Below are 19,439 nucleotides of genomic sequence, written 5' to 3'. Positions count from 1 at the left end.
AGGTCTCCCGCGCAGTCGATCAGAGATCGGCCGGCAGCGGCTCTTTCAGCCAGGTCTGCGAGTTCTTTTCCAGCGCGCCGTCAGCCTTGGCGGTATTGAGGATGTCGTTGACCCTGGCCAGCAACGCCGCTTCGTTCTTGTTCACACCGACGTAGACTGGTGAATCCTTGAGCTTCACTTTCAGCGCCGGTACGCGCTTGGGGTTCTTCTCGCTGATGGCCACCATCACCACGTTGCCGCTGGCGATCAGATCGACCTGACCGGCCAGATAAGCAGCGATGGTCGAGTTGTTGTCTTCGAAACGCTTGATGGTCACGCCTTCGGGGGCGACTTTGCTCAGCTCGATGTCTTCGATGGCGCCACGGGTGACGCTGATGGTCTTGCCCTTGAGGTCGTCGAGGCTGGTGATCGCGGCGTCTGGTGGGCCGAACACCGCGAGGTAGAACGGCGCATAGGCGCGGGAGAAGTCGATGACCTTCTCGCGCTCGGGGTTTTTGCCGAGGCTGGAAATCACCAGATCGACCTTGCCGGTGGTCAGGAACGGAATGCGGTTGGTGCTGTTGACCGGGGTCAGTTCAAGTTTGACCTTGAGCTGGTCGGCGAGCAGTTTCGCCGTGTCGATATCCAGGCCACGCGGCTTCATGTCCGGGCCGACCGAGCCAAAAGGCGGGAAGTCCTGGGGCACGGCGACTTTCAGCGTGCCGCGTTTGACCACGTCGTCCAGACCGTCGGCGTGAGCGGGGGCCTGGCACAGCAGCAGGCCGGCAAACAGGGAAGCGAGGAGGGCGCTGTAACGCTGGGTCATGGACTATCTCCGGATCGGCGGGAAGTGATTTCTGCGATCGGACAGAGCATGGGCCGTGCCAAGAGGCGGATTTCGCCCCGGCAGGCCGCGGCATCAGCGGCTTGGTTCGGTCTTACTGGTCTGAACAGTCAACCCGGTTTTCGCACTGCGATGGCGCATCGGCTGCACGCGCCGAACCCCGCTGGGGCACGACTTGCCGGACTCGGCGAATAGCTTTACAACTAGCCGCACCTTGGCCCTGACGCGTCCGCACATCATGAATTCGATCTCCCGCGCCGTACCCGAAGTGGCGCTGCAAGCGATCCGCAAACTGATCACCGAACAGAGCTTCGGCGCCGGCGATGCCTTGCCTTCGCAACGGGATCTGGCGCTGCAACTGGGCGTCAGCCGGGCATCGTTGCGTGAAGCGCTGTCGTCGCTCAGTGCACTGGGCGTGGTCAGCATTCAGCCGGGCAAGGGCGTGTTCGTGCAGTCGCCGATCGAATTGTCGCGCGGCGAAGCGCCGGGCTGGCCATTCGCGGCGCAGGCCTCGCCGCTGGACATCTTCCAGTTGCGCTACGCGCTGGAGGGCTTTGCCGCCGGGCTCGCCGCGACAACCTTGAGCACGTTTGATCTGGATGCGCTGGAAGACAATGTCGCGGCGATGCGCGAGCAATTGCGCGGCGGCGACTTCGAAGCGGCGGCGAAACTTGACTTCGATTTTCACCGGCGCATCCTGCTGGCCAGCGGCAATCAGGCGATGCTGAGCATCCTCACCGCCAGCGCCGAGATCTTCCTCGAGAGCCAGAAACTGCCGTTCATCCGCGCCGAGCGCGCCATGGAAACCTGGCAGGAACACCGCAAGATCCTCCGCGCCCTGGCCCGCCGCGCATCGGGGGCTGCACAGAAAGCCATGCAGGAACACGTGCGCAACGCCGCCCTGCGCACCGGAATCGCCTTCATCGCTCCCGCCACGGCGTGACTTGAGCTATACCCAAACTCATCAGGGGCCATAGCAACACTCAATCATCTGCGGCTTCCTGAACAAGGGAAGGGCGGCTATGATGGGCCACGTTTTTTTGCTTACAACCTGGAGAATTCCATGAGCAGCGATCTGATCAAACACGTTAGCGACGCTAGCTTCGAAGCCGACGTACTCAAGGCCGAAGGCGCTGTCCTGGTCGACTACTGGGCTGAATGGTGCGGCCCTTGCAAAATGATCGCACCGGTTCTGGACGAGATTGCCGAGACTTACAAAGGCAAGCTGACCGTCGCCAAACTGAACATCGACGAAAACCAGCAAACCCCGGCCAAGCATGGCGTGCGTGGTATCCCGACGCTGATGCTGTTCAAGAACGGCAACGTTGAAGCGACCAAGGTCGGCGCACTGTCGAAGTCGCAACTGGCGGCTTTCCTCGACGCCAACATCTGAGCGTCACAGTAAAACGCTAAAAAAAGCCCCGCAAATTGCGGGGCTTTTTGCGTATTCAGGGCTAGACGCTCCGAAACTCAGGTGGTACATTCGGCCCCGCACTGGTTTCTCCAATGCCCCCTGCTAGCCGTCGCCGACGCACTCCTTTTCGAATTAGTTCGCGATCCTGTCGCCTTCTCCGCGGCGCGGCCTCATTAAGCCAAAAGCTTAATTTCCCCCCTCCATAAATGATTACGTCATTCCTATATGAATCTGACTGAACTCAAGCAAAAGCCGATTACCGAACTGCTCGAATTGGCCGAACAGATGGGCATAGAAAATATGGCCCGTTCGCGCAAGCAGGACGTGATTTTCTCCCTGCTGAAAAAGCACGCGAAAAGCGGCGAGGAAATCTCCGGTGATGGCGTGCTGGAGATTCTCCAGGACGGCTTCGGCTTCCTGCGCTCCGCAGACGCTTCCTACCTCGCCGGCCCTGACGACATCTACGTCTCGCCGAGCCAGATCCGCCGCTTCAACTTGCGCACCGGTGACACCATCGTTGGCAAGATCCGCCCTCCGAAGGAAGGCGAGCGGTATTTCGCCCTGCTCAAGGTCGACACGATCAACTTCGATCGTCCGGAGAACGCGAAAAACAAGATTCTCTTCGAGAACCTGACTCCGCTGTTTCCGACCGTGCGCATGAAGATGGAAGCCGGTAACGGTTCCACCGAAGACCTCACCGGTCGCGTGATCGACCTGTGTGCACCGATCGGCAAAGGCCAGCGTGGTCTGATCGTCGCACCGCCGAAAGCCGGTAAAACGATCATGCTGCAGAACATCGCAGCGAACATCGCCCGTAACAATCCTGAAGTTCACCTGATCGTGCTGTTGATCGACGAGCGTCCGGAAGAAGTGACCGAAATGCAGCGCACCGTGCGCGGCGAAGTGGTTGCCTCGACCTTCGACGAGCCGCCGACCCGTCACGTGCAGGTCGCTGAAATGGTGATCGAGAAGGCCAAACGCCTGGTCGAGCACAAGAAAGACGTGGTGATCCTGCTCGACTCCATCACCCGCCTGGCCCGTGCCTACAATACTGTGATCCCGAGCTCCGGCAAGGTGCTGACCGGTGGTGTCGATGCCCACGCCCTGGAGAAGCCGAAGCGTTTCTTCGGTGCCGCGCGTAACATCGAAGAAGGCGGCTCGCTGACCATTATCGCCACCGCGCTGGTTGAAACCGGCTCGAAGATGGACGAAGTGATCTACGAAGAGTTCAAGGGTACCGGCAACATGGAATTGCCTCTGGATCGCAAGATCGCCGAGAAGCGTGTGTTCCCGGCCATCAACATCAACCGTTCCGGCACCCGCCGCGAAGAGTTGCTGACCGCCGACGACGAACTGCAGCGCATGTGGATCCTGCGCAAGCTGCTGCACCCGATGGACGAAGTCGCCGCCATCGAGTTCCTGGTCGACAAGCTGAAAACGACCAAGACCAACGACGAGTTCTTCTTGTCGATGAAGCGCAAGTAATATTCTGCGCTGTTAAAAAAGGCGTCCCGCGAGGGGCGCTTTTTTTTGCCCGCGATTTCTTTGTATCTGGATTGAAGTTTGCGCGGCTGCTAACGTCGCGCCTTCAAGGATTCTGTATCCAGAACAGGTAAGGTTTTTCATGCACACGTTTGGCAATCGCCGTGATATCGACGGTTTACGCGCGCTCGCGGTTCTTCCCGTCGTACTGTTTCATTTCGGGTTCAATACATTCAGCGGCGGCTTTGTCGGCGTGGATGTTTTCTTCGTCATCTCCGGGTTTCTGATCACCTCGATCCTGTTTCGCGAAATCAGCGCCCAGCGCTTCAGTTTTGTCGATTTCTGGGCGCGCCGTGCCCGCCGCATTATTCCCGCCTTGACGGTGGTCATGCTGGTGACGCTGGCGCTGGGCTGGCTGCTGCTGACGGCGAAGGATTTTTCCGAGCTGGGCAGAACGGTGCGTTATCAGTCGCTGTTCATCTCCAATATTCTGTTCATGCGCGAGGACGGCTATTTTCAGCCAGCCTCCGACCTGAAACCGTTGTTGCACACCTGGTCGCTGGCGGTTGAAGAGCAGTACTACATCTTTTTCCCGTTACTGATGGCGGTGCTGGTTCGCTATTTCAGACACTGGCGCTGGATCCTGCTGGCAATGCTGCTGGTTTCCTTCGGCCTGAACATCGCCTGGATTGAGCACAAGCCGGAATTCACCTTTTTCTCTCTGCCGACGCGTGCCTGGGAATTATTGTGCGGGGCAATGCTTGCGGTAATGCCTGCGCCCAAACAGGCCGTGCGGCCGTGGCTGTATCAGATGGTCGGCGTTGCGGGTCTGGCGGCAGTGCTGGTCGCCGTATTCACGTTTGATCGCTCGACGGTGTTTCCTGGGTGGGCGGCGTTGCTCCCGGTTCTGGGCACCACCGCGTTGATCTGGTCGGGTGCCCAGGGACCGAGCTGGGCCGCGCGACTGTTGAGTCTGCGGCCGCTGGTCTGGATCGGCCTGCTGTCCTATTCGTTGTATCTGTGGCACTGGCCGATTTACGTGTACGCCAACGCCATTTCCATCGACGGTGTCCAGCCTCTGGAGGCGCTCGCCTGGATTGCGCTGGCAGTGGGTCTGGCGTGGCTGAGCCTGCGCTACATCGAGTTGCCATTTCGGGAAAAACGTTTGCTGTGCGAACGTAGATCCATACTCGCGGGTGCAGTGGTGACCATTGCTGTACTGGTAGCGGTCGGATCGGCGATTCGCTCGGCCGACGGTATCCCCGGGCGCCTCAGCGGCAAGGCTCTGGAATATGCCCAGGCCCGCGAGTGGCGCGCCGGACAAATGAAATGCATGGTAGTGACGCAAGACAAATCGATCGACAAGGCCTGCCTGGTCGGCGGTGAACAGGGCACGCCACCGACTCAGGCTTTCTGGGGTGACAGCCATGCTGCCGCGCTGATGCCAGCCATCGAGAGCAATGCCCGCCGCGACGGCCGTTCGGTGTGGCTGTTCAGTATGAGCGCCTGTCCGCCGATTCTCAGCGACGAGCCGCGCCAGCGCTGCAAGGACTTCAATCAGCAGACCATGGACAAAGTGCTCAGCCTTGGCATCAAGGACGTGGTATTGGCGTCCAACTGGAGCCTGTATGTCTACGGCAGGGAGGACGGCGACAAGAAGGTCTTGCTCAACTCCCATGACGATACCGCCCAGGCTGAGCAGCGCATGGCCGCTGCGTTGCGTGCGCGCGTGGCCGCCTTGCGCGCAGCCGGTGTGCAGGTCTGGCTGTTCAAGGAGGTACCGCTGCAACGCAAGGGCACCATTAACCGCCTGACCAGTCTGGCGAGGATCGGCCGCTCCGCCGACGGTCTGGGGCGTCCGCTTGAGGAGCATCTGGCGCGCCAGCATTTTCTCGGCAACCTGTTCACGTCCATGAGCGAAGCCGATCCGGGTGTTCATGTCATCGATCCGACGCCGATGATGTGCGCCGACGGGGTCTGCAGCATCGAGGTCAACGGGCACTCGCAGTACAAGGATGAAGACCATCTTTCCGACGTTGGCAGCGCCAGACTGAGCCCGCTGTTTGCACCGGTATTGCTGGGCACAGGCGCGCAATGAGTACTGCCGGGTACTGACGGGCTGCTGTTTGCCCGTCAGAGCAGGTAGGATGTACGCCTATTTTGAGGGTGCCATCGTCAATGAAATTCAAGGATCTTCGGGATTTCGTGCAGCAGCTTGAGCAGCGCGGAGAGTTGAAACGCATCCAGATTCCCGTCTCGCCGGTGCTGGAGATGACTGAGGTGTGCGACCGCACGTTGCGGGCCAAAGGCCCGGCGCTGCTGTTCGAAAAACCCACCGGTTACGACATCCCGGTGCTCGGCAACCTGTTCGGCACCCCCGAGCGCGTGGCCATGGGCATGGGCGCCGAGTCGGTCAGCGAATTGCGCGAAATCGGCAAGCTGCTGGCCTTCCTTAAGGAGCCGGAGCCGCCGAAGGGCTTGAAGGACGCATGGTCGAAACTGCCGATCTTCCGCAAGATCATTTCCATGGCGCCGAAAGTCGTCAAAGACGCGGTGTGCCAGGAAGTGGTCATCGAAGGCGACGACGTCGATCTGGCGATGTTGCCGGTGCAGACCTGCTGGCCCGGCGACGTGGGCCCGCTGATCACCTGGGGCCTGACGGTCACCAAAGGCCCGAACAAGGAACGTCAGAACCTCGGCATCTACCGCCAGCAAGTGATCGGCCGCAACAAGGTGATCATGCGCTGGCTCAGCCACCGTGGCGGCGCGCTCGACTTCCGTGAGTGGTGCGAGAAGCATCCGGGCCAGCCGTTCCCGGTGTCCGTGGCCCTTGGTGCCGATCCGGCGACGATTCTCGGTGCGGTGACGCCGGTGCCGGACAGCCTCTCCGAATACGCTTTCGCCGGCCTGTTGCGCGGTAATCGCACCGAACTGGTCAAGTGCCGTGGCAACGATCTGCAAGTGCCGGCCACCGCCGAAATCATCCTTGAAGGCGTGATTCATCCGGGCGAAATGGCCGACGAAGGCCCGTATGGCGACCACACCGGTTACTACAACGAAGTCGACAGCTTCCCGGTGTTCACCGTCGAGCGCATCACCCACCGGATCAAACCGATCTATCACAGCACTTACACCGGCCGTCCGCCGGATGAGCCGGCGATTCTCGGCGTGGCGCTGAACGAAGTGTTCGTGCCGATCCTGCAGAAGCAGTTCCCGGAGATCACCGACTTCTACCTGCCGCCGGAAGGCTGCTCGTACCGCATGGCCGTGGTGACGATGAAGAAGTCGTATCCGGGGCATGCCAAGCGCGTGATGCTCGGTGTCTGGTCGTTTTTGCGACAGTTCATGTACACCAAGTTCGTTATCGTCACTGACGACGATATCAACGCCCGCGACTGGAACGATGTGATCTGGGCCATCACCACACGCATGGACCCCAAGCGCGACACGGTGATGATCGACAACACGCCGATCGACTACCTCGACTTCGCTTCGCCGATTTCCGGCCTGGGCTCGAAAATGGGCCTGGATGCCACCCACAAGTGGCCGGGCGAAACCACCCGCGAGTGGGGCCGCGTGATCGTCAAGGACGACGCCGTCACCCAACGGATCGATGCCATCTGGAATCAGTTAGGAATAGATTGATGCGTGTAACCCTGCAGCCTTCCGGAGCCGTGCTCGAGATCCAACCCGGTGAGCGGATTCTCGACGGCGCGCGGCGCCTGGGCTATGACTGCCCGCAAAGCTGCCGCAACGGCAATTGCCACGTGTGTGCCGCGCTGCTGGTCGAAGGCCGCGTCGAGCAGGCCGGCAAGGTCCACGACCACGGCGAGTTCTACACCTGCATCGCCGAACCGCTGGAAGACTGCGTGCTGCTGTGGGATGGCGTGCTCGCATTGGGTGAGCTGCCGGTGCGCAGCCTGTCGTGTCAGGTCATCGAGTGCCGCGAGGTGGGCGGCGATACCTGGCGCGTGCGTCTGCGTGCACCGGCGGGCAAGCCACCGCGTTATCACGCCGGGCAGTATTTGATGATCGAGCGTGAGAGCGGCGAGAAATCCGCATTCTCCATGGCTTCGGCACCCCACGGCGGGCGTGATCTGGAAATCCACGTGCTGGCGCGCGAAGCCAGTGCGCTGAGCCTGATCGAACAGCTGCAACGCAACCCCATGGTGCGTGTCGAGCTTCCATTCGGCGATACACATCTTGCCGAGTTGCCAGACGGCCCACTGGTGTTGATTGCCGCCGGCACCGGCATGGGCCAGATTCACAGCCTGATCGAACATTGCCGCGCCGAAGGTTTCAAGCATCCGGTGCATCTGTACTGGGGCGTGCGCCGCCCGGAAGATTTCTACCAGATCGAGCACTGGGACGAATGGCTGAAGCTGCCCAATCTGTTCCTGCACAAAGTGGTCAGCGACCAGTGCGGCTGGGAAGGGCGCTGCGGGATGTTGCACGAGGCGGTTTGCGAGGATTTCCCCGATCTGAAGCCGCTGCACGTCTATGCCAGCGGTTCGCCGGCGATGGTCTACGGCACTCTGGACGCGCTGGTCGAGGCGGGAATGGATGCGCATCAAATGCGCGCCGACGTGTTCGCCTACGCCCCGCGCGGCTGATACTTATAACTTGGTATATAGCCGATCGGTATTTATGTAATTGCACAAATACCGCTAGGTTATATATCAATCAGGTAATTAATCACTGCCAGTATCATGGCACTTAATTTGCCTCGAAACATATGTGCCTTATTGTTACAGCGGTGCGTTCTATTAAGTAATTCTTTACCCGCGGGGAGCTGAACGCTATTCGCCATGAGCGCCATTGAAAACGCAATTCTGAACCTGGCTTACCCTCCGCGGCTCGATCTTGGGCCGCAGCTGACGCACGAACAACTTCTCGCTTCCATGCAATCGACCATGGCGCGCCACAAGGGCGGGCCGGTGTGGCTGTTCGCCTATGGCTCGCTGATCTGGCGGCCGGAATGCACGGCGGTTGAGCGCATGCGCGGTCGCGTGCATGGCTATCATCGCGGCTTGTACCTGTGGTCGCACGAGCACCGTGGTACGCCGGAAATGCCCGGTCTGGTGTTCGGTCTGGATCGTGGCGGTTCATGCAGCGGTTTTGCCTACCGCTTGCCGGAAGACAATCTCGATACCGCGCTGTACGCGCTGTGGAAACGCGAGATGCCGTTTCCCTCGTATCGCCCGCACTGGCTCAATTGCCGCCTCGAAGATGGCACTCAGGTGCAGGCTTTGGGATTCGTTCTGGAGCGCCACCTGCCGAGCTACGCCGGCAACTTGCCGGATCATGTGCTCAGCCAGGTGTTCGCCAGCGCCAGCGGGCGGTACGGCACCACTCGCGATTATGTCGAGCAGACCGTACACGCCCTGCGTAGCCACGCCATGCCGGATCGAAATCTGGAGGCGCGGCTCAAACGCTGTAAATCACACAGCGATCAGGCGACCGCTTCACGGCTCTGACTGGCGACTTGCTTGTGCCACAGCGTTGGCGCAAGGAAGGCCATCGCCAGCAGGCAAGCGCCGACCAGCAGCACGAAACCGCCATCCCAGCCGAAGTGGTCAACGGTGTAGCCCATCGCCGCGCTGGCCGCGACCGAACCCCCCAGATAACCGAAGAGACCGGTGAAGCCCGCTGCAGTACCGGCGGCTTTCTTCGGCGCCAGTTCCAGCGCTTGCAGGCCGATCAGCATCACCGGGCCGTAGATCAGGAAACCGATCGACAGCAGGGCGATCATGTCGACCATCGGATTGCCGGCCGGATTCAGCCAGTAAACCAGGGTCGCGACAGTCACCAGGGCCATGAACACCATGCCGGTCAGACCACGGTTGCCACGGAAGATCTTGTCCGACATCCAGCCGCACAGCAGCGTGCCCGGAATCCCCGCCCACTCATAGAAGAAATAGGCCCACGAGGTTTTATCCACGGTGAAACCCTTGGCTTCCTTCAGGTAGGTCGGCGCCCAGTCCAGCACGCCGTAGCGCAGCAGGTAGACGAAGACGTTGGCCATGGCGATGTACCAGAGCATTTTGTTGCGCAGCACGTATTTGACGAAGATTTCCTTGGCGCTGAATTCGTCTTCGTGGCTGGCGTCGTAGCCTTCCGGGTAATCGTTCTTGTACTGCTCGATCGGCGGCAGACCGACCGATTGCGGGGTGTCGCGCATAGTGATGAACGCAAACACCGCAACGCCCAGCGCGACCGCTGCCGGAACGTAGAACGCCGCGTGCCAGTCGTTGAACAGGCCCATGCCGATCAGGAACAGCGGGCCGATCAGACCACCGCCGACGTTATGCGCCACGTTCCACACCGACACCACGCCGCCGCGTTCCTTCTGCGACCACCAGTGCACCATGGTTCGCCCGCTCGGCGGCCAGCCCATGCCCTGCGCCCAGCCGTTGATGAACAGGAGGATGAACATCATCGTCACGCTGGATGTTGCCCACGGCGCGAAACCGAAAATGAACATCACCCCGGCCGAAACCAGCAGGCCGAACGGCAGGAAGAAACGCGGGTTGGAACGGTCGGACACCAGGCCCATGAGGAACTTCGACAAACCGTAGGCAATGGCGATCGCCGACATCGCCAGACCAAGGTCGCCACGGCTGTAGCCTTCATCGATCAGGTACGGCATGGCCAGGGAGAAGTTCTTGCGCAGCAGGTAGTAACCGGCGTAGCCGATAAAGATACCGGCGAAGATCTGCCAGCGCAGTCGGCGGTAGGTGCTGTCTATTTTTTCTTCAGGCAATGGAGCCTGATGTGCGGCAGGACGAAAGAAAGCAAACATTCAAGAGCTCCAGTTTTCTTGTTTTGACTGCGGATGCGAATGTTACAGTTTCGTTACCGAAAATAGCATTGCTTCACGTCGGCAAAACAGCGGAAATTTGGACAGTTGAGCGTTCCTTTATGAACATGTCGTTCTGAGATAAATACGGGGCGCTGAGGGAATGGTGACTCGGGTGGGTTTCTGCGGTTTACCGTGTGGCAGAGGCGGATCTCAACGCTAAAGCGATCCGGATGGCTGCTCCGGATCGCTCCCTGTTGTCAACGGACCTGAACGACAACCTTGCCCACAGCCTTGCGCTGGCCAAGATCATCGATCGCCTGCGCGGCATTGCTCAGCGGATACACCTGCGACACCAGTGGTTTGAGCTTGCCCTCGGCAAACCAGCCGAACAGTTGCGCAAAGTTGACTGCGTTGTCCTGGGGCTGGCGCTGGGCGAACGAGCCCCAGAACACGCCGAGCACCGCCGCGCCTTTGAGCAGGGCGAGGTTGACCGGCAGTTCCGGGATGCGTCCGCTGGCGAAGCCGACGACCAGCAGGCGGCCGTTCCAGGCGATGGCGCGGATGGCCTGGTCGAACAGGTCGCCGCCGACCGGGTCGTAAATCACGTCGGCGCCCTGGCCGTCGGTGAGGCGTTTGATTTCGTCCTTCAGATTGCTTTCGCTGTAGTTGATCAACTCGTCAGCCCCGGCGGCCTTGGCCACCGCGAGTTTCTCGGCGCTGCTGGCGGCGGCGATCACGCGGGCGCCCATGGCTTTGCCGATCTCCACCGCGGCGAGGCCCACACCACCGGATGCACCGAGAACCAGCAGGGTTTCGCCCGGTTGCAGGTTGGCGCGCTGCTTGAGCGCGTGCATCGAGGTGCCGTAAGTCATACTGAAGGCAGCGGCGATGTTGAAATCCATTGAAGGCGGAATTGGCAGGACGTTGTAGCCTGGCACCGCAACCTGCTCGGCAAAACTGCCCCAACCGGTCAACGCCATGACCCGGTCGCCGACTTTCAGGTGACTGACCTTTTCCCCGACTTCGCGCACCACCCCGGCCGCTTCACCGCCCGGCGAGAACGGGAAGGGCGGTTTGAACTGGTATTTGCCCTCGATGATCAGCGTGTCCGGGAAGTTGACCCCGGCGGCGTGCACGTCCAGCAGGATTTCATTCTTCTTGGCGACAGGACTGGCGACGTCTTCCAGCACCAGCGATTCGGCAGGGCCGAAGGCTTTGCACAGCACGGCTTTCATCAGGGCTATTCCTTTGGGAGTGATGGCCGATAAGTGTAGGTGTGTGAATCAACGGGTCAACGAGCATGCCCGACCCTGATAGTCAGCCATAAGCTTGTGCTTGCGCGGCGGGTCGTTATGCTAGGCCGCAAACCGGATAAGGAGCGAATTGTGAAAGCGTGGATCATGTTGTTGCTGGCCCTGTCTCTGCCTGTGGCAGCACTGGCCGAAGAAGCCAAAGAAGGCGAGGCGCCGAAGGTCAATTACATCACCCTCAGCCCGCCGTTCGTCGGCAATTACGGCCTCGACGGCACCGCCAAGCTCAAGGTCTACAAAGCCGACGTGGCCCTGCGCGTGACCGGCGAAGAGGCGAGCAAACTGGTCAAGGCCAACGAGCCGCTGATCCGCAATCAACTGGTGGCGCTGTTCACTCAGCAGACCACCGAGGCGATGGGCAGCATCGAGGGCAAGGAAAAATTGCGTCAGGAAGCGTTGAAGCAGACCCAGCAGGTCATGAATGACGAGACCGGCAAGCCAGTGGTTGAGGATCTGTTGTTCAACAACCTGATCATTCAGTAAGCCATAAAATCAAAAGATCGCAGCCTTCGGCAGCTCCTACCTTGGAATGCGTTTCCCTGTAGGAGCTGCCGAAGGCTGCGATCTTTTTGCGCGTCAACGCAACGCAAGCACCGCCGCCCACTGCTCCGCCGTCACCGGCATCACCGACAGCCGCGAGCCCTTCTGCACCAATGGCATCTCGGCCAACGCGGTCTGCTGCTTCAGGTAATCGAGCTTCAACACCCGCGCAAACGTCTCGACGTGTTCGACATCGATCGCGCTCCAGGCATTTTTCTCCGGCGTAGCCTTGGCATCGAAGTAATGACTCTCGGGCTCCAGCGCCGTCGGATCGGGATACGCTGCTTCGATAATTTGGCCAATCCCGGCAATCCCCGGCTCGGGGCAGCTGGAATGGTAGAAAAAGAACTCGTCACCGACCGCCATCGCCCGCAGGAAATTGCGCGCCTGATAGTTGCGAACCCCGTCCCAGCGTGCCTTGCCGAGCTTTTCCAGACCCTTGATCGAGAGTTCGTCGGGCTCTGATTTCATCAGCCAGTAGGCCATGTCATTTGCTCCTGAAGCGGTCATTGGGCAGGTTGTCGGGCAATTTTATGACAAACCGACAGTCGGTTGACGTCAGCGTTTGCGCACGGGTTCACGTTGCCGCAAAATGCCGGCCTTTAAAGCTTGACGCTGCTGCACGGCCTACGAACGGAAACCGCTGCTGTCATCGTGATGATGTGCCTTGAGGGGGGCAATCGATGAAACGCAAACCGGATTTGCTATGGACTTTGGTAATTTTGTTTGGCCTGGGCGTGGTAACCACCGGTTACGCGCAGAGCCTGTGGGCGAACAAGACCGACGCGCCGATTGAAGTGGCGCAACAGGTGCAACAGTCGACCGCTTTCAAACGCTGAACCTGTCTCTTCGACGCCGCCGATCCGTGCGGCGTCTACTCTGCGAAATACCACGCCTTGTCAGTGACCGTGCCTTGTAACGGGACATCCCAGCTCGCCTGCGCCAGACGCTCGACCTTCTGACATTCATGGGCCAAGCCCAGCAGCGTCGGCTTGCGCCAGTTCTTGCGGCGGGCCAGATAGGCGAGGCTGCGATCATAAAATCCGCCGCCCATGCCCAGTCGCCCGCCGACATCGTCAAACCCGACCAGCGGCAACAGCACCAGATCCAGCGCCCAGACCTTGCGTTGGCGAGCCAGACTGGCCCGAGGCTCAAGGATGCGGAAACGATTGGGGCTGAGCTTTTCGCCGGGACGAATGCGCTGGAAGACCATTTTCGTTCGCGGCCAGGCGCTGAGTACCGGCAGATAAGTTGCCTTGCCGCGACGCTGGGCTTCGCGCAGCAGCAAGCGCGGATCGATTTCACCGTCGGTGGGCAAGTACAGAGAGATATGTTTCGCCCGGCGAAAAAGCGGGTCTTGGGCCAATTGCCGGAACAGGCCTTTGGCAGCCTGGCGTTGTTCGCCCGGCGTCAGTGCGCGGCGCGCCTTGCGCAGCAGGCGACGGAGTTGCGGGCGGGGCAGCAGCGCGGGTTCGGTCATGGTTCGGCTTCGGCAGGTGGATGCAAAAACGTACGCATAAAAAATCCGATGTCGGCATACACCGACATCGGATTCGAATCAGGCTCCCCGGATGAACCGCTGTCAACTCAGCCCTTGAACCCGAAAGTTCAAGGTGGAAGAAGCAGTAGACTTTAAGGCTTTCCGTCTAGCGGACATGCACACCAGCCCAACGTGCAACTTCCAGGGTAGTGCGAATCGGCTCCGGGACATCGTCAACTGGCAAGCACCCCAGGGAGTGGGGCGAGTATACCTCAAGCTGCCAGTCGAATCAGCCCTTGGCGGTACTCTGATCGTCGGCGAGGACCAGATCGACACGATCGAGCAAGTCGCGCACCTGTTCGCGGGTCGAACCGCTGGCCTGGATGTCCGGGCGCTCTTCTTTGTGCAACAGGTCGTGGGTGATGTTCAGCGCGGCCATCACGGCAATGCGGTCGGCACCGATGACTTTGCCGCTGCTGCGGATCTCGCGCATCTTGCCGTCCAGGTAGCGGGCGGCACTGACCAGATTGCTGCGTTCTTCCGGCGGGCAGATGATCGAATACTCTTTGTCGAGGATCTGCACGGTAACGCTATTGCTTGAACTCATGAGTCTTGCTCCAGGGCCTTGAGGCGCGAAATCATCGATTCGACCTTACGCCGGGCGATTTCGTTTTTTTCAATGAGGTGAGCGCGTTCCTCGCGCCAGGTTTTTTCCTGAGCTAGTAAGAGTGCGTTTTGACTCTTAAGTTGCTCGACTCGGCCAATCAGCAGTTCGAGTCTGGCCATCAGCGCTTGCAGGTCGGTGTCTTCCATTGGGTCCACGTGTTCGTCTGATGGGGGTGACTGGCGGACAGCCTTTAATGGTCTTGGCGGGGCTGTCGATGTAGGATACAAGGCCTTCATTCTAGACATAGCGCCGTCTGGCGCCTAGCTGCCCATGACCATTGCGAATTCCCCGTATCAAGCCTTTGCCACCCTGCTGACTGCCAGCGGCCACAACGTCTCGCCTGCCGAACTGCACGGCGTGCTGCTCGGGCGCAGCTGCGCCGGGGCCGGCTTCGATCACGAAGGCTGGCTGATCGACGCCGCCGAACTGCTCGAAGGCGACATCCAGGACAACGTCCGCAACGCCCTGATCGGCCTGCAGGAGATGGTCAAGGGCGAGCTGACCGGTGACGACGTCACTGTCGTTCTGCTGCTGCCGACCGACGATGCACCGCTGGCCGACCGCGCCGCTGCTCTGGGCGAATGGTGCCAGGGCTTCCTCAGCGGTTTCGGCCTGAACTGCCGCGACAGCAGCATGCTCAGCACCGAAGCCACCGAAGTGCTGCAGGATCTGGCGGCGATTTCCCAAGTCCAGGATGCGCTGGAAGAATCCGAAGACGGCGAGTCCGACTACATGGAAGTCATGGAATACCTGCGCGTTGCGCCGTTGCTGCTGTTCTCGGAAACAAAAAAAGCCGATGTACCGCCAGCCGCCAAGCCGTCGCTGCATTAATCGCGTGCCAGGGAAAGCCATCTGCCCATGACCCATATCCCCAAAGCGGAATACAGCCGTCGCCGCAAGGCCCTGATGGCGCAGATGGAACCCAACAGCATCGCGATCCTGCCCGCCGCCGCGGTGGCTATCCGCAACCGCGACGTCGAGCACGTCTACCGGCAGGACAGCGACTTCCAGTACCTCAGCGGTTTTCCCGAGCCGCAAGCGGTCATCGTCCTGATGCCCGGGCGCGAGCACGGCGAGTACATCCTGTTCTGCCGTGAACGCAACGCCGAGCGCGAATTGTGGGATGGTTTGCGCGCCGGGCAGGAAGGCGCGATCAGCGAATACGGTGCCGATGATGCGTTTCCGATTACCGACATCGACGACATCCTCCCGGGCCTGATCGAAGGCCGCGACCGGGTCTATTCGGCGATGGGCAGCAACCCGGAATTCGATCGGCACCTGATGGAGTGGATCAACGTGATCCGCTCCAAGGCGCACCTTGGTGCGCAGCCGCCGAATGAATTCGTTGCCCTGGATCACCTGCTGCACGACATGCGCCTGTATAAATCGGCGGCAGAAGTGAAGGTGATGCGCGAAGCCGCGCGGATTTCGGCCCAGGCACATATCCGCGCGATGCAGGCCAGTCGGCCCGGGCTCTATGAGTACAGCCTCGAAGCCGAACTGGATTACGAATTCCGCAAGGGCGGGGCGAAGATGCCGGCCTACGGCTCGATCGTCGCCGCCGGGCGCAACAGCTGCATCCTGCATTACCAGCAGAATGACGCGCTGCTCAAGGACGGTGATCTGGTGTTGATCGACGCCGGCTGCGAGATCGACTGCTACGCCAGCGATATCACCCGCACCTGGCCGGTCAACGGCAAGTTTTCGCCCGAGCAGAAAGCGATCTACGAATTGGTACTGGCCTCGCAAGAAGCCGCGTTCGCCGAAATCGCCCCGAACAAGCACTGGAACCAGGCGCATGAAGCCACAGTGCGAGTGATTACCACAGGGCTGGTGAGACTCGGCTTGTTGCAAGGCGAGGTCGATGAATTGATCGCCAGCGAAGCCTACAAAGCGTTTTACATGCACCGCGCCGGCCACTGGCTTGGCATGGATGTACATGATGTCGGCGAGTACAAGGTCGGCGGCGAATGGCGCGTGCTGGAGGTCGGCATGGCGCTGACCGTGGAGCCGGGCATCTACATCGCCCCGGACAACCAGAACGTGGCGAAGAAATGGCGCGGCATTGGCGTGCGCATCGAGGACGATGTGGTCGTGACCCGATCCGGTTGTGAAATTCTCACCGGCGGTGTGCCGAAAACCGTCGCCGAGATCGAAGCGCTGATGGCACAGGCAAGGACACACGCAGCATGAGTCGAGTCAATCTGGCAATCATCGGTGGCGGTCTGGTCGGCGCCAGTCTGGCGTTGGCCTTGCAGGCCGGAGCCAAGGCGCAAGGCTGGAAAATCGTCCTGATCGAACCGTTCGCCCCCGGCGACAGCTGGCAGCCGAGCTACGACGCACGTTCCTCGGCGCTGTCGTTTGGCTCGCGGCAGATTTACCAGCGCCTGGGCGTGTGGCAGGAAATTTCCCGCCGCGCCGAGCCGATCAAACAGATTCACGTCTCCGACCGTGGCCGTTTCTCCACCGCACGTTTGTCGGCGATGGAAGAGGGCGTGCCCGCGCTCGGTTATGTGGTGGAAAACGCCTGGCTTGGCCAGTGTCTGTGGCAACACCTCGACAAAGACGTGATCACTTGGCGCTGCCCGGCGGAAGTCACGCGCATGGAGCCGTTGGCCGATGGCTATCGCCTGACCCTCAACGATGAAACCACCCTTGAATGCGACCTCGCGGTGCTCGCCGATGGCGGCCGTTCCGGGCTGCGCGAGCAACTGGGTATCAACGTGCGCAAGCGCCCGTACAACCAGAGCGCGCTGATCGCCAACATCACCCCGAGCGAAGCGCACAACGGCATGGCCTTCGAGCGCTTTACCGACGACGGGCCAATGGCCCTGCTGCCGCTGCCGGATAATCGCTGCGCGCTGGTCTGGACCCGTCTGGGCATGGACGCGCAGCGTCTTACCGAGTTGAACGAGCGCGATTTCCTCAGCGAGCTGCAAGGGGTGTTCGGTTACCGCCTCGGCACCTTGAAGCAGGTCGGCGCGCGGCATCTGTATCCGCTGTCGCTGATCGAGGCTGAAGAACAGGTGCGTTCGCATCTGGCCGTGCTCGGTAACGCCGCGCACAGCCTGCATCCGATTGCCGGGCAGGGCTTCAACCTGTCGCTGCGTGACGCCGACGCCCTGGCGGCTGCGCTGCTGGCCAGTGATAAGGCGCTGGGCGACTTCGCCACGTTGCAGGCCTATCGCGAGCGGCAGCGCCTCGATCAGGACCTGACCGTGGGCTTCTCCGATCAGGTTACGCGCCTGTTCGGCAGCACCCAGCCGCTGGTGTCGCTGGGGCGCAACCTCGGCCTGCTCGGTCTCGACCTGCTGCCTCCGGCGAAACGCTGGTTCGCCCGTCAGGCGATGGGCCTGGGAACGCGTCCGGATGCTTGAGTGGCTGAGCGGCACTTTCATTTTCAGGATCGCGCCGCTAACTGGCGCGCTCGGTAAAACCCTTTACGTGCGGCGCAAGCCGCCAGCGAGACAGGCCTAAAGCATGGAAATGCGTGCAGATCTGCTGATAGTCGGAGCCGGAATGGTCGGCAGCGCCCTGGCGCTGGCGCTACAGGACAGCGGCCTGGAAGTGCTGCTGCTCGACGGCAGCCCGATGAGCGTGAAACCGTTCGACGCCGACGCTGCATTCGAACCGCGGGTCAGTGCGTTGTCGGCGGCAAGTCAGCGCATCCTCGAACGCCTCGGCGTCTGGGACGGCATCGCCCAACGGCGCAGCAGCCCGTACACTGACATGCATGTCTGGGACGGCAGCGGCACCGGGCAGATTCATTTCTCGGCGAGCAGCGTGCATGCCGATGTGCTCGGCCATATCGTCGAAAACCGCGTGGTCCAGGATGCGCTGCTCGAGCGCTTGCATGACTGCGATCTGGGCATGCTCGCCAATGCGCGGCTGGAGCAGATGCGTCGCTCCGGCGATGACTGGCTGCTGACCCTGGCCGATGGCCGTACCTTGCGCGCGCCGCTGGTGATCGCGGCCGATGGCGCTAATTCTGCTGTGCGCCGTCTCACCGGCGTGGCGACTCGCGAGTGGGATTATCTGCATCACGCCATCGTCACCAGCGTGCGCTGCAGCCAGCCGCACCGCAAAACCGCGTGGCAGCGCTTTACCGATCACGGGCCGTTGGCGTTTCTGCCACTGGAACGCGATGGCCAGCAGGACTGGTGCTCGATCGTCTGGTCGACCACGCCGAGTGAAGCCGAGCGCTTGATGGCGCTGAACGACGTCGCGTTTTGCGCCGAACTGGAGCGGGCCTTTGAGGGACGCCTCGGTGAAGTGATCAGTGCCGATCCGCGTCTGTGCGTGCCGCTGCGTCAGCGCCATGCCAAGCGCTACGTCGCGGAAGGCCTGGCCCTGATCGGCGATGCGGCGCACACCATTCACCCATTGGCGGGGCAGGGCGTAAATCTCGGTTTCCTCGACGCCGCGGTACTGGCGGAAGTATTGCTGCAAGCGCATGAGCGCGGCGAGCGATTGGCGAACGTGAAAGTGCTGAGCCGCTACGAGCGTCGGCGCATGCCGCATAACCTGGCACTGATGGCGGCGATGGAGGGCTTTGAGCGGTTGTTCCAGGCCGATCCGCTGCCGCTACGCTGGTTGCGCAATGCCGGGCTGAAACTGGTTGAGCAGATGCCCGAGGCGAAGGCCTTGTTTGTGCGCGAGGCGCTGGGGTTGACCGGGGATCTTCCGGCTCTGGCAAAGCCCTGACCTCTTCATTGAGGCTGATGGCCCCTTCGCGAGCAGGCTCGCTCCTACAGGGGAGCGCATTCCCCTGTAGGAGCTGCCGAAGGCTGCGATCTTTTGATCTTGATCTTGAAAAATCAAAAGATCGCAGCCTTCGGCAGCTCCTACAACGATTTGTGCAACATCTGGTAACGCCTTCCCCCAGTGTTCGATTGTGGTGGTAAATGTGAGTCCTTATCAT

At 60.9% G+C, this 19,439-nt stretch carries 20 protein-coding genes and 1 other RNA gene; 13 read left to right on the top strand and 8 right to left on the bottom strand.

From position 1 onward, the window contains the following. Positions 1–19: 19 nt before the first annotated feature. Positions 20–805 carry a transporter substrate-binding domain-containing protein gene (locus J2Y90_RS04765; protein WP_253497037.1) on the bottom strand — a complete coding sequence of 262 codons (786 nt, stop codon included), beginning with the start codon at positions 803–805 and terminating at the stop codon, positions 20–22. A 256-nt stretch (positions 806–1,061) separates the two neighbouring features. Here J2Y90_RS04765 and J2Y90_RS04760 point away from each other — a divergent pair, with 256 nt between their 5' ends. The 7 genes from J2Y90_RS04760 to J2Y90_RS04730 all read left to right on the top strand — a co-directional run bounded on the left by J2Y90_RS04760 (position 1,062) and on the right by J2Y90_RS04730 (position 9,196). Beyond that, entirely contained in the window at positions 1,062–1,766 is a 705-nt protein-coding gene (locus J2Y90_RS04760) for a FadR/GntR family transcriptional regulator (RefSeq protein WP_253497034.1), read from the top strand. A 120-nt stretch (positions 1,767–1,886) separates the two neighbouring features. Next, positions 1,887–2,216, top strand: a complete 330-nt coding sequence (gene trxA / locus J2Y90_RS04755; RefSeq protein WP_253497031.1) for a thioredoxin TrxA — start codon at positions 1,887–1,889, stop codon at positions 2,214–2,216. A 246-nt stretch (positions 2,217–2,462) separates the two neighbouring features. Further along, positions 2,463–3,722, top strand: coding sequence for a transcription termination factor Rho (gene rho, locus J2Y90_RS04750; RefSeq protein WP_003229334.1), 1,260 nt, complete (start codon positions 2,463–2,465; stop codon positions 3,720–3,722). Positions 3,723–3,861: 139 nt separating this feature from the next. Beyond that, positions 3,862–5,817, top strand: a complete 1,956-nt coding sequence (locus J2Y90_RS04745; RefSeq protein ID WP_253497028.1) for an acyltransferase family protein — start codon at positions 3,862–3,864, stop codon at positions 5,815–5,817. An 80-nt stretch (positions 5,818–5,897) separates the two neighbouring features. Next, on the top strand, positions 5,898–7,364 hold the full coding sequence (ubiD, locus tag J2Y90_RS04740) for a 4-hydroxy-3-polyprenylbenzoate decarboxylase (RefSeq protein WP_039757427.1): 1,467 nt from the start codon (positions 5,898–5,900) through the stop codon (positions 7,362–7,364). After that, positions 7,364–8,332, top strand: coding sequence for a CDP-6-deoxy-delta-3,4-glucoseen reductase (locus tag J2Y90_RS04735; protein ID WP_253497025.1), 969 nt, complete (start codon positions 7,364–7,366; stop codon positions 8,330–8,332). The genes ubiD and J2Y90_RS04735 overlap by 1 nt, the downstream gene beginning before the upstream one ends. 195 nt (positions 8,333–8,527) lie before the next feature. Then, positions 8,528–9,196, top strand: a complete 669-nt coding sequence (locus J2Y90_RS04730) for a gamma-glutamylcyclotransferase (RefSeq protein ID WP_042607082.1) — start codon at positions 8,528–8,530, stop codon at positions 9,194–9,196. Here J2Y90_RS04730 and glpT read toward each other — a convergent pair. Then, positions 9,172–10,521: a glycerol-3-phosphate transporter gene (gene glpT / locus J2Y90_RS04725; RefSeq protein WP_039757430.1), complete on the bottom strand. Its 1,350-nt coding sequence runs from the start codon at positions 10,519–10,521 to the stop codon at positions 9,172–9,174. The two genes, J2Y90_RS04730 and glpT, sit on opposite strands and share 25 nt — an antisense overlap. A 257-nt stretch (positions 10,522–10,778) precedes the next feature. Next, positions 10,779–11,756 carry an NADPH:quinone oxidoreductase family protein gene (locus J2Y90_RS04720; protein WP_253497022.1) on the bottom strand — a complete coding sequence of 326 codons (978 nt, stop codon included), beginning with the start codon at positions 11,754–11,756 and terminating at the stop codon, positions 10,779–10,781. A 150-nt stretch (positions 11,757–11,906) separates the two neighbouring features. Between J2Y90_RS04720 and J2Y90_RS04715 the strand changes: the two genes are divergently transcribed. Next, positions 11,907–12,314 (top strand): flagellar basal body-associated protein FliL, encoded by a 408-nt coding sequence (locus J2Y90_RS04715; protein WP_253497019.1) that lies wholly within the window; start codon positions 11,907–11,909, stop codon positions 12,312–12,314. Positions 12,315–12,407: 93 nt separating this feature from the next. Here J2Y90_RS04715 and J2Y90_RS04710 read toward each other — a convergent pair whose 3' ends face one another. After that, complete coding sequence (locus tag J2Y90_RS04710; RefSeq protein ID WP_253497017.1) at positions 12,408–12,857, bottom strand: EVE domain-containing protein; 450 nt, start codon at positions 12,855–12,857, stop codon at positions 12,408–12,410. A 197-nt stretch (positions 12,858–13,054) separates the two neighbouring features. On the opposite strand from J2Y90_RS04710, the gene J2Y90_RS04705 reads away from it, so the two are divergent. Then, complete coding sequence (locus tag J2Y90_RS04705; RefSeq protein WP_024014743.1) at positions 13,055–13,210, top strand: hypothetical protein; 156 nt, start codon at positions 13,055–13,057, stop codon at positions 13,208–13,210. A gap of 35 nt (positions 13,211–13,245) precedes the next feature. Here J2Y90_RS04705 and J2Y90_RS04700 read toward each other — a convergent pair whose 3' ends face one another. The 4 genes from J2Y90_RS04700 to J2Y90_RS04685 all read right to left on the bottom strand — a co-directional run bounded on the left by J2Y90_RS04700 (position 13,246) and on the right by J2Y90_RS04685 (position 14,664). Next, positions 13,246–13,851, bottom strand: a complete 606-nt coding sequence (locus J2Y90_RS04700) for a 5-formyltetrahydrofolate cyclo-ligase (RefSeq protein ID WP_253497014.1) — start codon at positions 13,849–13,851, stop codon at positions 13,246–13,248. 80 nt (positions 13,852–13,931) lie between these two features. Continuing rightward, positions 13,932–14,110: non-coding RNA, 6S RNA (ssrS, locus tag J2Y90_RS04695), on the bottom strand. Positions 14,111–14,140: 30 nt separating this feature from the next. After that, positions 14,141–14,458 carry a cell division protein ZapA gene (locus tag J2Y90_RS04690; protein ID WP_042607079.1) on the bottom strand — a complete coding sequence of 106 codons (318 nt, stop codon included), beginning with the start codon at positions 14,456–14,458 and terminating at the stop codon, positions 14,141–14,143. Next, a complete protein-coding gene (locus J2Y90_RS04685; RefSeq protein WP_007911197.1) occupies positions 14,455–14,664 on the bottom strand; it encodes a TIGR02449 family protein in 210 nt (69 codons plus the stop codon). Before J2Y90_RS04685 ends, J2Y90_RS04690 begins: the two co-directional genes overlap by 4 nt. Before the next feature lie 124 nt (positions 14,665–14,788). On the opposite strand from J2Y90_RS04685, the gene J2Y90_RS04680 reads away from it, so the two are divergent. The 4 genes from J2Y90_RS04680 (at position 14,789) to J2Y90_RS04665 (ending at position 19,222) form a co-directional block, all read left to right on the top strand. Next, on the top strand, positions 14,789–15,349 hold the full coding sequence (locus J2Y90_RS04680; protein WP_016772633.1) for a YecA family protein: 561 nt from the start codon (positions 14,789–14,791) through the stop codon (positions 15,347–15,349). 27 nt (positions 15,350–15,376) lie between these two features. After that, entirely contained in the window at positions 15,377–16,711 is a 1,335-nt protein-coding gene (gene pepP, locus J2Y90_RS04675; protein ID WP_253497011.1) for a Xaa-Pro aminopeptidase, read from the top strand. Then, a complete protein-coding gene (gene ubiH / locus J2Y90_RS04670) occupies positions 16,708–17,895 on the top strand; it encodes a 2-octaprenyl-6-methoxyphenyl hydroxylase (protein ID WP_253497008.1) in 1,188 nt (395 codons plus the stop codon). The genes pepP and ubiH overlap by 4 nt, the downstream gene beginning before the upstream one ends. A 109-nt stretch (positions 17,896–18,004) precedes the next feature. After that, a complete protein-coding gene (locus J2Y90_RS04665) occupies positions 18,005–19,222 on the top strand; it encodes a 2-octaprenyl-3-methyl-6-methoxy-1,4-benzoquinol hydroxylase (protein ID WP_253505056.1) in 1,218 nt (405 codons plus the stop codon). Positions 19,223–19,439 lie beyond the last annotated feature (217 nt).

This window comes from Pseudomonas koreensis, from assembly GCF_024169245.1.
In the GTDB taxonomy this organism is placed as follows: Bacteria; Pseudomonadota; Gammaproteobacteria; order Pseudomonadales; family Pseudomonadaceae; genus Aquipseudomonas; species Aquipseudomonas koreensis_F.
Note: the sequence above shows the minus strand (reverse complement) of the source record. Positions and strands in the feature narration are given on the sequence as shown.

What these genes read in the sequence shown, in the direction of transcription:
- J2Y90_RS04685 (WP_007911197.1), bottom strand. Translation starts at nt 14,664, where the DNA reads ATGGAAGACACCGACCTGCAAGCGCTGATGGCCAGACTCGAACTGCTG.
- J2Y90_RS04680 (WP_016772633.1), top strand. Translation starts at nt 14,789, where the DNA reads ATGACCATTGCGAATTCCCCGTATCAAGCCTTTGCCACCCTGCTGACT.
- J2Y90_RS04730 (WP_042607082.1), top strand. Translation starts at nt 8,528, where the DNA reads ATGAGCGCCATTGAAAACGCAATTCTGAACCTGGCTTACCCTCCGCGG.
- J2Y90_RS04745 (WP_253497028.1), top strand. Translation starts at nt 3,862, where the DNA reads ATGCACACGTTTGGCAATCGCCGTGATATCGACGGTTTACGCGCGCTC.
- J2Y90_RS04705 (WP_024014743.1), top strand. Translation starts at nt 13,055, where the DNA reads ATGAAACGCAAACCGGATTTGCTATGGACTTTGGTAATTTTGTTTGGC.
- J2Y90_RS04720 (WP_253497022.1), bottom strand. Translation starts at nt 11,756, where the DNA reads ATGAAAGCCGTGCTGTGCAAAGCCTTCGGCCCTGCCGAATCGCTGGTG.
- J2Y90_RS04760 (WP_253497034.1), top strand. Translation starts at nt 1,062, where the DNA reads ATGAATTCGATCTCCCGCGCCGTACCCGAAGTGGCGCTGCAAGCGATC.
- ubiD (WP_039757427.1), top strand. Translation starts at nt 5,898, where the DNA reads ATGAAATTCAAGGATCTTCGGGATTTCGTGCAGCAGCTTGAGCAGCGC.
- glpT (WP_039757430.1), bottom strand. Translation starts at nt 10,521, where the DNA reads ATGTTTGCTTTCTTTCGTCCTGCCGCACATCAGGCTCCATTGCCTGAA.
- J2Y90_RS04735 (WP_253497025.1), top strand. Translation starts at nt 7,364, where the DNA reads ATGCGTGTAACCCTGCAGCCTTCCGGAGCCGTGCTCGAGATCCAACCC.
- rho (WP_003229334.1), top strand. Translation starts at nt 2,463, where the DNA reads ATGAATCTGACTGAACTCAAGCAAAAGCCGATTACCGAACTGCTCGAA.
- J2Y90_RS04665 (WP_253505056.1), top strand. Translation starts at nt 18,005, where the DNA reads ATGCGTGCAGATCTGCTGATAGTCGGAGCCGGAATGGTCGGCAGCGCC.
- J2Y90_RS04690 (WP_042607079.1), bottom strand. Translation starts at nt 14,458, where the DNA reads ATGAGTTCAAGCAATAGCGTTACCGTGCAGATCCTCGACAAAGAGTAT.
- ubiH (WP_253497008.1), top strand. Translation starts at nt 16,708, where the DNA reads ATGAGTCGAGTCAATCTGGCAATCATCGGTGGCGGTCTGGTCGGCGCC.
- J2Y90_RS04710 (WP_253497017.1), bottom strand. Translation starts at nt 12,857, where the DNA reads ATGGCCTACTGGCTGATGAAATCAGAGCCCGACGAACTCTCGATCAAG.
- J2Y90_RS04765 (WP_253497037.1), bottom strand. Translation starts at nt 805, where the DNA reads ATGACCCAGCGTTACAGCGCCCTCCTCGCTTCCCTGTTTGCCGGCCTG.
- trxA (WP_253497031.1), top strand. Translation starts at nt 1,887, where the DNA reads ATGAGCAGCGATCTGATCAAACACGTTAGCGACGCTAGCTTCGAAGCC.
- pepP (WP_253497011.1), top strand. Translation starts at nt 15,377, where the DNA reads ATGACCCATATCCCCAAAGCGGAATACAGCCGTCGCCGCAAGGCCCTG.
- J2Y90_RS04700 (WP_253497014.1), bottom strand. Translation starts at nt 13,851, where the DNA reads ATGACCGAACCCGCGCTGCTGCCCCGCCCGCAACTCCGTCGCCTGCTG.